The sequence below is a fragment of the Micromonospora hortensis genome (assembly GCF_022230935.1).
Taxonomy (GTDB): Bacteria; Actinomycetota; Actinomycetes; order Mycobacteriales; family Micromonosporaceae; genus Micromonospora; species Micromonospora hortensis.
Genome location: NZ_JAKKFE010000040.1, coordinates 41,448 through 56,184, shown reverse-complemented (window position 1 = coordinate 56,184; position 14,737 = coordinate 41,448). Strand labels below are relative to the sequence as shown.

11 protein-coding genes are annotated in these 14,737 nt (G+C 71.8%); 8 read left to right on the top strand and 3 right to left on the bottom strand.

Annotation, left to right across the window (positions count from 1 at the left end; genetic code table 11):
- Nucleotides 1-6: 6 nt before the first annotated feature.
- On the top strand, nt 7-1,281 hold the full coding sequence (locus tag NIE111_RS25255; protein ID WP_238686820.1) for a glycosyltransferase family 87 protein: 1,275 nt from the start codon (nt 7-9) through the stop codon (nt 1,279-1,281).
- Here the strand turns inward: NIE111_RS25255 and NIE111_RS25250 are convergent.
- Complete coding sequence (locus NIE111_RS25250; protein WP_238686819.1) at nt 1,180-1,731, bottom strand: GNAT family N-acetyltransferase; 552 nt, start codon at nt 1,729-1,731, stop codon at nt 1,180-1,182. The two genes, NIE111_RS25255 and NIE111_RS25250, sit on opposite strands and share 102 nt — an antisense overlap.
- Before the next feature lie 79 nt (nt 1,732-1,810).
- Between NIE111_RS25250 and NIE111_RS25245 the strand changes: the two genes are divergently transcribed.
- The 5 genes from NIE111_RS25245 to NIE111_RS25225 all read left to right on the top strand — a co-directional run bounded on the left by NIE111_RS25245 (nt 1,811) and on the right by NIE111_RS25225 (nt 8,073).
- Nucleotides 1,811-3,040 carry a winged helix-turn-helix domain-containing protein gene (locus NIE111_RS25245; RefSeq protein WP_238686818.1) on the top strand — a complete coding sequence of 410 codons (1,230 nt, stop codon included), beginning with the start codon at nt 1,811-1,813 and terminating at the stop codon, nt 3,038-3,040.
- Nucleotides 3,041-3,044: 4 nt separating this feature from the next.
- Nucleotides 3,045-3,683, top strand: a complete 639-nt coding sequence (locus NIE111_RS25240; RefSeq protein ID WP_238686817.1) for a DUF2752 domain-containing protein — start codon at nt 3,045-3,047, stop codon at nt 3,681-3,683.
- Nucleotides 3,684-4,617: 934 nt separating this feature from the next.
- A complete protein-coding gene (gene thyX / locus NIE111_RS25235; RefSeq protein WP_210786506.1) occupies nt 4,618-5,358 on the top strand; it encodes an FAD-dependent thymidylate synthase in 741 nt (246 codons plus the stop codon).
- Nucleotides 5,359-5,405: 47 nt separating this feature from the next.
- A complete protein-coding gene (gene dapA, locus NIE111_RS25230) occupies nt 5,406-6,332 on the top strand; it encodes a 4-hydroxy-tetrahydrodipicolinate synthase (RefSeq protein ID WP_238686816.1) in 927 nt (308 codons plus the stop codon).
- Nucleotides 6,333-6,384: 52 nt separating this feature from the next.
- Nucleotides 6,385-8,073 carry a ribonuclease J gene (locus tag NIE111_RS25225; protein WP_238686815.1) on the top strand — a complete coding sequence of 563 codons (1,689 nt, stop codon included), beginning with the start codon at nt 6,385-6,387 and terminating at the stop codon, nt 8,071-8,073.
- 64 nt (nt 8,074-8,137) lie between these two features.
- On the opposite strand, the gene NIE111_RS25220 is transcribed toward NIE111_RS25225, so the two are convergent.
- Nucleotides 8,138-9,721 (bottom strand): type III secretion system chaperone family protein, encoded by a 1,584-nt coding sequence (locus NIE111_RS25220; RefSeq protein ID WP_238686866.1) that lies wholly within the window; start codon nt 9,719-9,721, stop codon nt 8,138-8,140.
- 86 nt (nt 9,722-9,807) lie between these two features.
- Nucleotides 9,808-10,287 (bottom strand): YbjN domain-containing protein, encoded by a 480-nt coding sequence (locus NIE111_RS25215; protein WP_091400436.1) that lies wholly within the window; start codon nt 10,285-10,287, stop codon nt 9,808-9,810.
- Between the two features lie 113 nt (nt 10,288-10,400).
- Here NIE111_RS25215 and NIE111_RS25210 point away from each other — a divergent pair, with 113 nt between their 5' ends.
- The gene (locus NIE111_RS25210) at nt 10,401-12,863 is read left to right on the top strand and encodes an FtsK/SpoIIIE family DNA translocase (protein WP_238686814.1); all 2,463 of its coding nucleotides are present in this window, start codon (nt 10,401-10,403) and stop codon (nt 12,861-12,863) included.
- 68 nt (nt 12,864-12,931) lie between these two features.
- Nucleotides 12,932-14,725: an ABC transporter ATP-binding protein gene (locus NIE111_RS25205; protein ID WP_238686813.1), complete on the top strand. Its 1,794-nt coding sequence runs from the start codon at nt 12,932-12,934 to the stop codon at nt 14,723-14,725.
- Nucleotides 14,726-14,737 lie beyond the last annotated feature (12 nt).

Sequence of the window (14,737 nt, the reverse complement as noted above, 5' to 3'; positions counted from 1 at the left end):
ACGACGGTGGCGCAGGGTGCCAACAGGACAACCGCGCAGGTCGTCGGGGTGGTGGTGCTCGCCGCGGCGGTCACCGGGTTCCTCGCCGTCGCCGCCGTCCGACACGGGTTCTTCGACCTGAAGGTCTACTACGGCGCGTTGACCTGGTGGGTGCACGACGGCGGGGAGATCTACGACTACCTCAAGCCGGGCACCCAGTACGGCTTCACCTATCCGCCGTTCGCCGCGCTGGTCATGCTGCCGATGGCGTACCTGCCGTGGACGGCCGCGATCGTGGTGAGCGTGCTCGCCAGCGTGGTCACCACCACTGTGCTGATCTGGTGGCTGGTCGACCCGATCGCCCGCCGCGCCGGCTGGACCCGGTGGTTCGCCCTCGCCGTGGCGCTCTGCCTGGCCGCCGCGTTCGAACCGATGCGGGAGACGGTCAACTTCGGCCAGGTCAACACGCTGCTGCTCTTCCTGGTGGCGGTGGACCTGCTGCGGCTGCTGCCCGCCGGCAACCGATGGACCGGCGTGGGCATCGGCCTCGCCACCGCGATCAAACTGACCCCTGGCGTGTTCATCGTCTACCTGCTGGTGACCGGGCGGTGGCGGGCGGCGCTCACCGCCAGCGGCACCGCCGCCGGGGTGTCACTGCTGGCCGCCGCGCTCTTCCCCGACGCGTCCCGGGAGTTCTGGACCGAGGCGCTGTGGAACACCGGGCGGGTGGGCGAGCTGGCCTTCGTCTCCAACCAGTCGCTGCGCGGGGTGGTCGCCCGGCTCGACCCGGAGCACCCGAGCACCTTGCTGTGGCTGGTGCTGGTGCTCGGCACCCTCGCGCTCTGGGCCTGGAGGTCCCGGGCCGCCGTCGCGGCCGGCGACGAGGCGACCGGCCTGGCGCTGACCGGCGCGGTGATGTGTCTCGTCAGCCCGGTCACCTGGGTGCACCACCTGGTCTGGCTGCTGCCCGCGTTGATCCTGCTGGTCGACAACGCGATGGCCGCGCCGGCCGGCCGCCGACGGCAGGTCCTGCTGGTCGCCGCGACCATCGGGTACGCGCTGCTGATCAGCCGGACCGTCTGGCTCTGGGAGAAGGACTTCACCGGCGTCGACGGCTTCCTGGGCAGCAACGCCTACGTGTGGGTCAGTCTGGCGTTGCTCGCCTTCCTGCCGATCCGCCGGTGGCTGACCCCGAACGGGTCAGCGGTCGAGGCGTCCGGCGTACCGCAGCTCGACGAGCCCGACCGGCGGGCCCCCACCGGCCAGCGGCACCTGGTAGGTCGACCGCTCACCGTCCGGTGACAGGCCGGCGCGCTCGCAGAACCGCCGGGCCCGCCGGTTGTCCGCCAGCACCCACGCCCGGTACCCGGCCCAGCCCCGCTCGGTGAGCCCGCTGCGGGCGGCGTCCAGCAATGCCGCAGCGGTTCCGTCACCCCAGTGGGCCGGCTCCACGTAGAGCGCCACCACCTCGCCGACCGTCGGGTCCAGGTCGTCCCGGTCCTGGTTGCGGCGGTACGGTCCGAAGGTGGTGAAGCCAACTACCAACCCGTCCACCTCGCCGAGCAGGGTGATGAACGGGTGTTCCGGATCGGCGGTGCCGACGTCGCGACGACGCTGCGCCCAGGCCACCACGTTGAGCCGTCCGAGCACCTCGTCCGGCATGAAGCCGGCGTAGCCCGCCTGCCAGCCGTGCACGTGTACCCGGGCGACCGCCTCGGCGTCGTCCGGCTCCTCCCGACGGATGGTCAGCATTGCACCGTTCTATGCCCCGTTGGTCCTCACGTCCAGCTTCCCGCACCGGCGTCGTACCTATGAATTAAGGTCGCCGACGATGACCGCACCGGAATCGCTCTCGCTCGCCCAGGCCCGCCGCGTGGTGCTCGCCGCCCAGGGCTTCGCCGACCCGACGCCGACGGGCGTGCCCACCCGTCGGCACCTGCGTCGTGTGCTGGGCCGGGTCGGGCTGATCCAGATGGACTCGGTCAACGTGCTGCAACGCGCGCACTACCTGCCGCTCTACAGCCGGCTCGGGCCCTACCCGACCACGTTGCTCGACCAGGCCGCCTACCGGCGCCCCCGTGAGCTGTTCGAATACTGGGGCCACGAGGCGTCGCTGGTCCCCGTGGAGCTGCACCCGATGCTGCGCTGGCGGATGGCCCGGGCGCACAGCGAATCTTGGGGCGGCATGCGGCGGATCGCCCAGGAGCAGCCGGAGCTGGTCGCCTGGGTGCGGGACGAGGTGGCTGCCCGGGGGCCGCTGACCGCCGCCGAGATCGAGCACGACGCTCCCCGCGAGACCGGCAACTGGGGTTGGAACTGGTCGGCGGTCAAGCGGGCGTTGGAGTTCCTGTTCTGGGCCGGGGAGGTGGCCGCCGCCGAGCGCAGCACCTCCTTCGCCCGCCGCTACGACCTGCCCGAGCGGGTGTTGCCCGCGGCGGTACTGGCCGCGCCCACCCCGACCGACGCCGAGGCGTACCGGACGCTGGTTTCCCTCGCCGCGCGGTCCCTCGGGGTCGCCGCCGAGCCGGAGCTGCGCGACTACTTCCGGTTGCCGCTGGCCGGCGCCCGACAGGCCGTCGCGGAGCTGGCCGAGGCCGGTGAGCTGGTGCCTGTCACAGTGGCGGGCTGGCGACAGCCGGCCTGGCTGCACACGTCCGCCCGGCTGCCCCGCTGGGTGCGGGGCAACACGCTGGTCAGCCCCTTCGATCCGCTGATCTGGGAACGGGCCCGCACCGAGCGGCTGTTCGACTTCAGCTACCGGATCGAGATCTACGTCCCGGCGCCACAGCGGGTCTACGGCTACTACGTGTTGCCGTTCCTGCAGGGCGACCGGTTCACCGCACGGGTCGATCTGAAGGCCGATCGGAAGGCCGGCGTGCTGCTGGTGCCGGCCGCCTGGCTCGAACCCGGCGCCGACCCGGGGGAGACCGCCGTCGCGCTCGCCGCCGAGCTGTACCGCCTCGCCGGCTGGCTCGGCCTGGACGCGGTGGCCCCGCCAGCGGCCGGCGATCTGGCCGGTCCGCTCACCGCCGCGTTGGCCGGCGTGTCCGGTGTACCGTGAGCGCGTGACGAGCGTTCCCGGACCGGTCGACCAGCCGCACCCCGCCCCCGGCGCGGTCCACACGGCGCCGGCAGACGGTGACACGGGTCCCGCCGGCTTCGGTCCGGGTGGCTTCGGTCCGGGTGGCTTCGGTCCCGGCGGCTCGGGTCCGGAGGGTTGGCCGACGACCCCGACGGGTGGCTACCCGGCGCCTGAGCCCGACCGGCTCACCCGGTTCGTGCTGCGGCTCTACGAACGTTCCCCGCGCTGGGCGGTGCCGTTGGCCGCGGTCGGCTGCGTCGCCGTGGGCATGAGCTACGCGCTGCTCAGCAACCCGACCCACGCCGACCCGGACGCCGCGCCCACCTGTCTGCTCAAGTTGACCACCGGGCTGGACTGCCCGGGCTGTGGTGGCACCCGCGCGCTCTGGTACGTGCTGCACGGCGACCTGCCGGCCGCGGCCCGGCACCACTTCCTGTTCGTCTTCGCGCTGCCGTTCCTCGCGTACCTCTTCGTGGCCTGGGCGGGGAACCAGGCGTTCGGTTGGCGACTGCCCGAGCTGCGGATCAGCTCGAAGGTCATCGGCGGGTTCCTCGCCGCGTGGCTGGCCTTCTCGGTGCTTCGCAACCTGCCCTGGGCGCCGTTCACCTCGCTCTACGTCTGACCGGGCCGTCGTCTGGCCGCGCTGTCGCCTGGCCGCGCTGTCGTCTGGCCGCGCCGCCGCCGTCCGACCCGCCCAGTGCCCGCTGCGCCGCCGCCGGGACCTGCCGCCGCCCGACGCACCGCTGTCTGGCGCCGGACGCGCCGGTGCCCGAGAACGCGACCGTGACCGTGACCGTGACCGCGGACCTCGGTCGCGGACCTCGGTCGGGGCGCTATTCGGGCGTCCTTTGGACCTGATTCGTCTACGACATCACGGGCCCGCCGGCGCCTATCACCCATGATCGACTCGGCTCTCAGGAAACTGGGCCATCCACCCGACTTGGATACCCCGACTTTCAGGAACCCGAGTCGATCACCCAGTGGGCAGCCGCACACCCCGCGTCCGCGCCACGGCGGCAGACGCACCTCGCCCCAAGATCGCGCTCGATCCTGGATGTAGTGGAGTCGGGCGCGACGGATGCCACTACATCCATGATGTTGCGCGATCTTGCGAGCGGAAGCGGCTGCCGAGCCGCTCGGGCCCAGGTCGCTCGGCTCGTTCGGGTCGCCCAGGCGCTGAACGGTGCTCGGGCCTCGGTCGCAGGCTCGGGCGGCCCACCTTCCGGGGCTGATGTCGCAAACGATTCAGCTCCAAAGGACGCCGATGCACCTGTCCGCCCCGGCGTCGACGACGATGCCCGGCTCCCGGTCCCTGGACCTCGGCCCTGGTCCCTGGACCTCGGCCCTGGTCCCTGGACCTCGGCCCTGGTCCCTGGACCTCGGCCCCGGCCCCGGCCCTGGACCTCGGCCCTGGTCCCTGGACCTCGGCCCCGGCCCTCGGCCGACGCCCGGGGGCGTCGGCGGGTTCGGCGCTGTCCGAGTGATCGACATTGCACGGGGCGCGCCTGAGTTGGGTCGGGCGGTACCCCACCACTAAAGTCCCAGGAATGCCGGACATGGTGCAGCCCCAGGTCAAGTTGATCGCGTGGACCCAATTCGCGGCCCCGGACGACGTGCCGTGGTCGACAGACGCGGAGGGCGGCCAGGCGCTCGCCGAGTTCGCCGGTCGGGCCTGCTACCAGTCGTGGAAGAAGCCGAACCCGGCGACCGCCACCAACGCCGGCTACCTGGCGCACATCCTCGAGGTGGGCCACCTGAGCGTGCTGGAGCACGGGTCGGTCACCTTCTACTTCACCGGGGTGTCCCGCTCCTTCACCCACGAGCTGATCCGGCACCGGCACTTCTCGTACTCCCAGCTGTCGCAGCGCTACGTCCCGGAGCGGGACGCGGCCATGGTCGAGCCGGCCGTCATCGCCGACGACCCGGAGCTGCACAAGAAGTTCGTGGAGGCCGCCGAGGCGAGCGTTCGGGCGTACACCGAGTTGCTGGAGGGCCTCGAGCAGCGCTTCTCCGACGAGCCCAACCCGACGCTGCGTCGCAAGCAGGCCCGGCAGGCTGCCCGAGCGGTGCTGCCCAACGCCACCGAGACCCGGATCGTGGTCTCCGGCAACTACCGGGCCTGGCGGCACTTCGTCGCGATGCGGGCCACCGAGCACGCCGACGTGGAGATCCGTGAGCTGGCCGTGGAGTGCCTGCGCCAGCTCCAGGGGGTCGCCCCGAACGTGTTCGCCGACTTCGTGATCACCACGCTGCCGGACGGCACCGAAGTGGCGGCCAGCCCGCACGAGGCGTCCTGAGCCCTTCCCCGGCGGGCCTCGGCTGGTCGTCCGCTAGGTTGGAGGGTATGACGCACGACCACCTCGACGCCGCGGCCCGACCGGCGTCCCGCCCCTTCGGCCGGCTGCTCACAGCCATGGTGAGCCCGTTCACCCCCGACGGTTCCCTCGATCTCGACGGCGCCGCCCGGCTGGCGAGCCACCTGGTCGACGAGCAGGGCAACGACGCGTTGGTGGTCAACGGCACCACCGGCGAGTCGCCGACCACCACCGACGCGGAGAAGGAACACCTGATCCGGGCCGTGGTGGAGGCCGTCGGTGACCGCGCCAAGGTGGTCGCGGGCGTCGGCACCAACGACACCCGGCACACCATCGAGCTGGCCGCCGCCGCCGAGAAGGCGGGCGCGCACGGCCTGCTCGTGGTCACCCCGTACTACAACAAGCCGCCGCAGAGCGGGTTGCTGCGACACTTCACCGCGGTGGCCGACGCCACCGGCCTGCCGGTGATGCTGTACGACATTCCGCACCGCTCCGGCGTGCCGATCGACACCGAGACGTTGGTCCGGCTCGCCGAACACGGCCGGATCGTCGCGGTCAAGGACGCCAAGGGTGACCTGACCGCCACCAGCTGGGTCACCAGCCGTACCACCCTCGCCTTCTACAGCGGTGAGGACGCCCTCACCCTGCCGGCGCTGGCCGTCGGGTGCGTGGGCGTGGTCGGCACCTCGACGCACTTCACCGGGGCGCTGACCGCACAGATGATCGAGGCGTACGACGCGGGGGACATGCCGACCGCGCTGGCCCTGCACCGGCGGCTGCTGCCGCTGTTCACCGGCATCTTCCGTACCCAGGGCACCATCCTGGTGAAGGCGGGCCTGGCGTCGCTGGGCCTGCCGGCCGGCCCGGTGCGACCCCCGCTCATGGACGCCACCGACGACGAGATCGCCCAGCTGCGCGCGGACTTCGCGGCAGCGGGCCTGGAGCTGCCCGAATGAACGAACGACACGATGGACGTCGAGTAACGGCGTCGCAGAATGAGGTGGACGCGTGACCGAGGCGCACATCGAGGCGGAGCTACCCCCGCCGCTGCCGGAAGGCGGCCTGCGGATCATCCCGCTCGGCGGGCTCGGCGCCATCGGTCGGAACATGACCGTCTTCGAGTACGACGGCAAGTTGCTGATCGTCGACTGCGGAGTGTTGTTCCCCGACGTCGAGCAGCCGGGTGTGGATCTGATCCTGCCCGACTTCGGTCCGATCCTGGACCGGCTGGCCGACGTCCAGGCGATCGTGCTGACGCACGGTCACGAGGACCACATCGGCGCGGTGCCGTACCTGCTCGCCCACAAGCCCGACATCCCGCTGGTCGGCTCACAGTTCACCCTCGCCCTGGTCGAGGCGAAGTTGGCCGAACGGCGGATCCAGCCGTACACGCTGACCGTGCGGGAGGGCGGCCGCGAGCGGCTCGGCCCGTTCAAGTGTGAGTTCTTCGCTGTCAACCACTCGATCCCGGACGCCCTCGCGGTGGCCATCCGCACCCCCGCCGGCCTGGTGCTGCACACCGGCGACTTCAAGATGGACCAGCTGCCACTGGACGGCCGGATCACCGACCTGGCCGGTTTCGCCAGGCTCGGCGCCGAAGGCGTCGACCTGCTGCTGTCCGACTCCACCAATGCGGAGATCCCCGGTTTCGTCACCCCGGAGCGGGAGATCGGCCCGGTGCTCGACTCGATCTTCGCGAAGGCCAAGGGTCGGATCATCGTGGCCTCGTTCGCCTCGCACGTGCACCGCGTGCAGCAGGTCTTCGACTCCGCCGCCGAGCACGGCCGCAAGGTCGCGCTGATCGGCCGGTCCATGGTCCGCAACATGGGCATCGCCCGGGACCTCGGCCTGCTCAACATCCCGGCCGGCCTGGTCATCAGCATCGACGAGGCGACCACGCTGCCGCCGGACGAGATCGTGCTGATGTCCACCGGTTCCCAGGGTGAGCCGATGAGCGCCCTGGGCCGGATGGCCAGCGGCGACCACCGGCACATCACCATCGCTCCCGGTGACACCGTCGTGCTGGCCTCCTCACTGGTGCCGGGCAACGAGACCTCGGTCTACCGGGTGATCAACCGGCTCGCGCGGGCCGGCGCGGTGGTCGTGCACAAGGACGTGGCCAAGGTGCACGTCTCCGGGCACGCCCCCGCCGGGGAACTGCTCTACCTGCTCAACGTGGTCCGGCCCAGCAACCTGATGCCCGTGCACGGCGAGTGGCGTCACCTGCGGGCCCACGCCCGGCTCGGCATCGAATCCGGGGTCGCCGCCGACCGGGTGGTGCTCTGCGAGGACGGCGACGTGGTCGACCTGGTCGAGGGCCGCGCCAGCGTGGTGGGGCACGTGAAGAGCCGGTACGTCTACGTGGACGGCCTCGCCGTCGGTGACGTCAGCGAGTCGCTGCTCACCGAACGGCGGATCCTCGGTGACGGCGGTTTCATCGCCACCACGGTTGTCGTCGACTCGGTCACCGGCAAGGTGGTCGCCGGCCCGACGCTCTCCGCGAAGGGCTTCTCCGAGGACCCGGAGGCGTTCAACCCGGTGGTGCCGCTGGTCACCGAGGCGCTCAACCGGGCTGCGGCGGACGGCATCACCGACCCGCACCAGCTTCAGCAGATCGTCCGGCGGACAGTGGGGCGGTGGGTCAACGACAAGTACCGTCGTCGGCCGATGATCGTGCCCACCGTCGTCGAGGTCTGAGCAACTCCCGCTGACGCCGGTCCACCCGAACGGGGTGGGCCGGCGTCCGCCGTACCCGGCAGGGTCAAGGCAGCGCGGCGACGGCCTCGGCGTACGCGATGCCGGTGGCGATGGCGGCGTCCATGAGGACCCGTAGCTGCGCCGGTGCCACCCCGTGTGCCAGGTCGGTGGCCACGTCGCCGGCCAGCACCAACTCGTCGCCGAGGTCGTGCGCGTACGCCTTGGGCAGCAGCCGGTCGTGGTTCCACGCGTTGCAGAAGGCGTACGCCTCGGCACGGCGGGCCGCCGGCAGCCGACGGTTGGCCATGGCGCGGGCGTGCAGCACCTCGCCGCGCTCACCGGCCCGCCGGAACTGGATCACCGTCCCCTCCCAGTGGCCGACCACTGTCTCGCCCTCGTCCACCAGGTACCGGTCGCCGCGCCCGTCCAGGATCCCGGTGATCATGCCGAGGGAGAGCGCCGACAACTCGCGTTCGCCCAGCTCGGGATCGGTGTCGGTGTCGGTGCCGGCCTGGAGGTCGGACCAGTCGGCGTCAGGCTCGTCGGGTTCGTCGTCGGTGGGCAGCGGAACCGGCGCCGCGAGCGGGCGCTCGGCCAGCCAGGCGGCCATCCGTCCGGAGTGGTGCCCCGTCCCGTTGCGCGCGTCGAAGCTGCCGGCCAACTCGTTGGCCACCCCGAGCAGCAACGCCCCGAGCGTGGCGACGTCCAACTCGGTGGCCGTCCGCTCGCCGTACGCCGGGCGGGGCATCGTCCGCCCGCCCAGCCCCGCGTCGGCGGCCAGCCCGCAGACCAGTGCCCCGGCGGCGGCGAACTCCATGGCGGCGAGATCGTCCGTCGGCCGGTCCAGCCGGGGCAGCTGCTCGGCCAGAATGGCCAGCCCGCGCTCCAAGTGCCCGCCCAGCGCGCAGAACCGCAGGTGCGCGGCGAGGTGCGGGAACGCCGCGCGCTCCCGCCGGTGCCGACGGTACGCCCGTACGTGCGCCGTCGCCGCCCGCGCCGGCTCGCCGGTGCGCAGTGCCGGCAGCAGGCCGGCGACCAGGTCCCGTTCGGGCTGGTCGGTGCAGGACCGCGGGTCGCCGTCGGTTTCCCCCAGCTCGCTGACCGCGGCATGCCACTCGCCCCAGCCGGCCAGCAGCTCGGCACGGCGGGCCGAGGCGCAGCCCGGGCAGCCGCCGGCCGGGCCCGGCCGTTTTCCGGACCATCGCTCGTACCAGTGCCGGGCGGTGGGCTCGTCGCCGAGATGATCGGCGATCCGGCAGTGCAGCTCCGCGACCGTCGGTGTGTCCGGACCGTCCGTGCCGACGCGGTGGGCCAGGTCGTGCAGCAGGGACCGGGTCTGGTCCAGCCCGACCCGTGGGGTGCCGAGCAGCGCCTCCACCGCGTACCGCTGGTAGCGCAGCAGCAACCCGGTCTCCGTCTCGGTGAGCAGGTCGGGCCGATGGTCGGCGGCGGCCCGGCAGCGCCGGACCGGCTCGACCAGACGCCACCGCTCCCCGTGCAGCAGGTACGCCTCGATCAACGCGAACCGCGCGTCCATCCCGGACCGGACGTCGCCGGCCGCGTCGGCGCGCTCGGCGAGCCGCTCCAGGGCCACCTGCCGGGCCGGACCGTCGGGGAGGTCCCGGGCCTCGGCCAGCGCGGTCTCCAACGCCGGTACGCGGCCCCGCGCGAGGCGGTCACCGGCGCCGGTGGGTGGCGTGCCGGTGCGGCTGCCGGTGAACTCGTCCCGGCCGGTCACGACGGCACCGCGCCGGGCAGTCGACGAACCGCCACGGCCAGTTGGCAGCCGGTGGATATGCCACAGTCGAGCAGTTGGTCGAGCTGGTGTGGCGTCACGCCCCGTTCCAGGTCGGTGATCACCTCTCCGTACACCCGGGCCCGACCGTCGTCGGCGACGTGGACGAACGCCTTCGGCCAGAGCCGGTCGTGGTTCCAGGAGTTGCAGAACGCGTACAGGTCGGGCACCCGTTCGATGCCGAAGGTCGGATCGACCATGGTGCGGATCTGGAGCAGCTCACCGTCCCCGCCGACGCGGAGGAACCAGATCAGGTTGTCGTCGAAGTTGCCCACCAGCTCGCCGTCCGGGGTCGGGCCGACGGACCGGCCGCGGGCAGCGAGCACCGCCGCGACCAGTTCGCCAGTCAGCGGACGCAGCGCGCCAGGGTGCCCGGCCAGCGGATCGTCCGGATCGCCTTCGATTTCCGGCGACGCCATGGGGCATCCCTTCTGAGGCGGATATCACGACCGTCGGTGGGGTTCGTGTTACGACGCGCGGACACGACCCGGAAAAGCGGGGATCTGCCCGGCCCCACCGTTACCGTGACTCTATGGCGGGCCGTACCTCTCAGGCGAGCCGGCGGCGCGGCGCGTCGCCGCGCGGTGGCACCAACAGTCGTGCCCGTCAACCGGCGAAGAAGACCACCCGGGCACCGGTACGACGTCGCACCACGCCGGCCCGGCCCGGCGCGGCGGTCTACGTCGGGCGTGCGGTGGGTGCACTGTGGATGGGGCTGGCGCACGGGATGGGCTGGGCGGTGCGCGCCGCTGGTCGGCAGGCTGCCTCGGCCCGCGACCTCGACCCGGAGCACCGTCGGGACGGTGCCGGGCTGCTCATGTTCGGGCTCGCCCTGCTCAGCGCCGTGTCGCTCTGGCTGTCCGGGGCGGGGCCGGTCGGCGCGCGACTGGCCGACACGGTTCGGCTGTTCCTGGGCGCGATCTCGATCGTCGTACCGGTGCTGCTGATGATCGGGGCGTGGCGGCTGATGCGTCAGCCGGCCGATCCCGAGCACCGGGGTCGTGGGTTGATCGGCTGGGGTTCGCTGCTGGTGTCGACCGCCGCGTTGCTCCAGATCGGTCAGGACCCGGTCGACTCGCTGGAGCGTGACTTCGCCGGAGGTCTGGTCGGCGCGGGCGTGGGTGGGCTGCTGGAGCGGGCGGTCACCGCCTGGGTGGCGGTGCCGCTGCTCATCCTGCTGCTGCTCTTCGGCCTGCTCGTGGTGACCGCCACGCCGATCAACAAGATCCCGGAGCGGCTGGGCCTGCTCGCCGGTGGGCTGGTCGGCGCACCGGAGGCGGATGAGGAGGCGGACGAGGTGGCCGCGAAGCCGGCGCGCAAGCGCCCGGCGAAGCGGATGCCCGCGCCACTGGACCCGGACGACTTCGAGGACCTGGACGGCGCGGACCTCCAGGAGACACTGGTGCTGCCGCGCAAGTCTCCGGCGAAGGTGCCGGCGAGCCGCAAGCCGTCGGTCGAGCCGCCGGAACACTCGCCCGCCCCGACCCGGGCCGAGCAGCTCGCGTTGACCGGGCTGTCCGGGGACTACACCCTGCCGCCGGCCAACATGCTCAGCGCCGGGGCCGCCGCGAAGACCCGCAGCAAGGCCAACGACGAGGTGATCGCCGCGCTGACCGGCGTGTTCGACCAGTTCGACGTGGACGCCGCCGTCACCGGTTTCACCCGCGGCCCGACAGTCACCCGCTACGAGGTGGAGCTGGGGCACGGCGTCAAGGTCGAGCGGATCACCCAACTGTCCCGCAACATCGCGTACGCGGTGAAGTCGCCGGACGTTCGGATCCTCAGTCCGATTCCGGGCAAGAGCGCCGTCGGCGTGGAGATCCCGAACACCGACCCGGAGAACGTGGCCCTCGGCGACGTGCTGCGCTCGCGCGCGGCGACCAGCGATCACCACCCGATGGTGGTGGCGCTCGGCAAGGACATCGAGGGCGGCTTCGTGGTGGCCAACCTGGCCAAGATGCCGCACATCCTGATCGCCGGCGCCACCGGCGCGGGCAAGTCGAGCTGTCTCAACACCCTGCTGGTGTCCATCCTCACCCGGGCCACCCCGGACGAGGTGCGGCTGCTGCTGATCGACCCGAAGCGGGTCGAGATGACCGGCTACGAGGGCATTCCCCACCTCGTCACCCCGATCGTGACCAACGCCAAGAAGGCGGCCGACTCGTTGGACTGGGTGGTCCGCGAGATGGACATGCGCTACGACGATCTCGCCGCCAACGGGGTCCGGCACATCGACGACTTCAACCGCAAGGTCCGCAACGGCGAGATCAAGGCGCCGCCGGGCAGCGAACGCGAGATGCGTCCGTACCCGTACCTGTTGGTGATCGTGGACGAGCTGGCCGACCTGATGATGGTCGCGCCGCGCGACGTGGAGGACTCGGTCGTCCGGATCACCCAGCTCGCGCGGGCCGCCGGCATCCACCTGGTGCTGGCCACCCAGCGCCCCTCTGTGGACGTGGTGACCGGTCTGATCAAGGCGAACGTGCCGTCCCGGCTGGCGTTCGCCACCTCCTCCCTCGCGGACTCCCGGGTCATCCTCGACCAACCGGGCGCGGAGAAGCTGCTCGGCCGTGGTGACGGGCTCTTCCTGCCGATGGGCGCCTCCAAGCCGGTCCGGATCCAGGGCGCCTGGGTCACCGAGCGCGAGATCGCCGACGTGGTGAAGTTCTGCAAGGACCAGCGTGAGCCGGAGTTCCGCAAGGACGTGCTGGCCCCGGCGCAGGAGAGCAAGAAGAAGGTCGACGAGGACATCGGCGACGACCTGGACCTGTTGGTGCAGGCGGTGGAGCTGGTGGTCACCTCGCAGTTCGGCTCGACCTCGATGCTGCAACGCAAGCTGCGCGTCGGTTTCGCCAAGGCGGGCCGCCTGATGGACCTGATGGAGACCCGGGGAGTGGTCGGGCCGTCCGAGGGGTCGAAGGCGCGCGACGTGCTGGTCAAGCCGGACGAGTTGGACGAGGTCCTGGCCGGCCTGCGCGGCGAAGGGGCGGACTGACGGCCGTTGGCAGCTTCTGCTCGGCTCACCAACGACCAGGTCGCTCCGTCCGCCGTTAGCCTCGGGTCATGCCGGCGACGACAGAGCCTTCGGAGATGGACCGGGACTCCCGTGGGCGGGTCGGGCTCGCCAGCCTCCGACCGTACCTGCGTGGCCACCGGACCAGCCTGATCGCGGTCGGGGCGCTCTCCCTGCTGGGCACGGCTCTGGCGTTGTCGCAGCCGGTGCTGGTACGCAGCGTGCTCGACCGGCTGGCCGAGCGGACGGACGTGTCCACGCCGGTGGCCCTGCTGGTGGCGGTGCTCGTCGGAGCCGCGGTGTTGACCGGCTTCCGTGACTTCATTCTTCAGCGCACCGCCGAACGGCTGGTGCTGAGCACCCGGAAGCGGCTCGCCGGGCACCTGCTGCGGTTGCCGGTCGCCGAGTACGACAGTCGCCGTACCGGTGATCTGCTCTCCCGCCTCGGCGCGGACACCAACCTGTTGCGAACGGTCATCACGTCGGGGGTGTTCGACCTGGTGACCGGGGCGATCACGGTCGTCGGAGCGGCGGCCGCGATGGTGCTGATCGACAGGTTGCTGTTCGGGGTGACAGTGGCCGGGTTGGCGATCGCGCTCACCGTCGGGCTCCTCACGGCCCGTCCCCTGCGGAAGTTGTCCCGATCAACGCAGGCCCGGCTGGGGGAGATGACCTCGGCGGTGGAGCGGGCCCTGGCCGCCGTGCGGACGATCCGCGCCAGCCGGGCCGAGGGCCGGGAGGCCGAGATCATTGGCCGGCACGCACACGACGCGTATCGCGCGGGAGTGCGGCTGGCGGCGCGGCAGGCTCTGGTGGGCCCGGTCAGCTCGACAGCCATGCAGGCGGTTCTCCTGCTCGTCCTGGGCGTCGGCGGCAGCCGGGTCGCGGGCGGGCACATCAGCGTCGGCTCCCTTGTGGCGTTTGTCCTCTTCATGTTCTACGTCTTCATGCCGCTGGCCCAGGCGATCCGGGCATACGTGCAGTTGCAGAGTGGACTGGCCGCGCTGGAACGCATCGAGGAGGTGCTGCGGACGCCTCCGGAGAATCCGGGCGGGCTGCCCGAGCCCCGGGGGGCCGACAGCATGGGCGTGCCCACGCGCAGCGGCAGCGGCAGTGGTGCCGCCGTGGAGTTCGACCGAGTTGTGTTCGGCTACGACGGCACGCCGGTGCTCCGCGAGGTGAGCTTCTCGGTGCCGTTCGGCAGTCGTACCGCCGTGGTCGGGCCGTCCGCTGCCGGCAAGTCGACGCTGCTCATGTTGGTCGAGCGGTTCTACGACGTCCAGTCGGGCAGCGTCCGGGTCGCCGGGCGGGACGTGCGCCACAGTCCTCTGGCGGACCTGCGCGGTCAACTGGGGTACGTGGAGCAGGAGGCGCCAGTCCTCGCCGGGACGCTGCGGGACAACCTCAGACTGGTAGCTCCGGAGGCCACCGAGGATCAGTTGCTGAGGGCACTGGCCGAGGTGCGTCTCGAACACGTGCTGGCGCGGACACCCAAAGGTTTGGACACCGAGGTGGGGGAGCGGGGCGTACTGCTCTCCGGCGGGGAACGGCAGCGTCTGGCGATCGCCCGGTGTCTGCTCGCCGATCAGCCGATCCTCCTGATGGACGAGCCGACCAGCAATCTCGACGCTCGCAACGAGGCCCGACTGCGGGAACTGATCGACCGGGCCGCCGCCGATCGGACGATGATCGTCGTTGCGCACCGGCTTTCCACGGTTGTGGACGCCGACCAGATCGTCGTGCTCGACCGGGGCGAAGTGGTGGACGTCGGTTCACACCGGGAGCTGACCGGTCGTAACGATCTATACCGTGAGCTCGCCCGGCATCAGTTGATGCTGAGCTGAGCGGGGCGGCCC

Excerpts from the sequence above, each read along its gene's own strand:
- NIE111_RS25250 (WP_238686819.1), bottom strand. The coding sequence starts at position 1,731 with ATGCTGACCATCCGTCGGGAGGAGCCGGACGACGCCGAGGCGGTCGCC.
- NIE111_RS25245 (WP_238686818.1), top strand. The coding sequence starts at position 1,811 with ATGACCGCACCGGAATCGCTCTCGCTCGCCCAGGCCCGCCGCGTGGTG.
- thyX (WP_210786506.1), top strand. The coding sequence starts at position 4,618 with ATGGTGCAGCCCCAGGTCAAGTTGATCGCGTGGACCCAATTCGCGGCC.
- dapA (WP_238686816.1), top strand. The coding sequence starts at position 5,406 with ATGACGCACGACCACCTCGACGCCGCGGCCCGACCGGCGTCCCGCCCC.
- NIE111_RS25215 (WP_091400436.1), bottom strand. The coding sequence starts at position 10,287 with ATGGCGTCGCCGGAAATCGAAGGCGATCCGGACGATCCGCTGGCCGGG.
- NIE111_RS25210 (WP_238686814.1), top strand. The coding sequence starts at position 10,401 with ATGGCGGGCCGTACCTCTCAGGCGAGCCGGCGGCGCGGCGCGTCGCCG.
- NIE111_RS25205 (WP_238686813.1), top strand. The coding sequence starts at position 12,932 with ATGCCGGCGACGACAGAGCCTTCGGAGATGGACCGGGACTCCCGTGGG.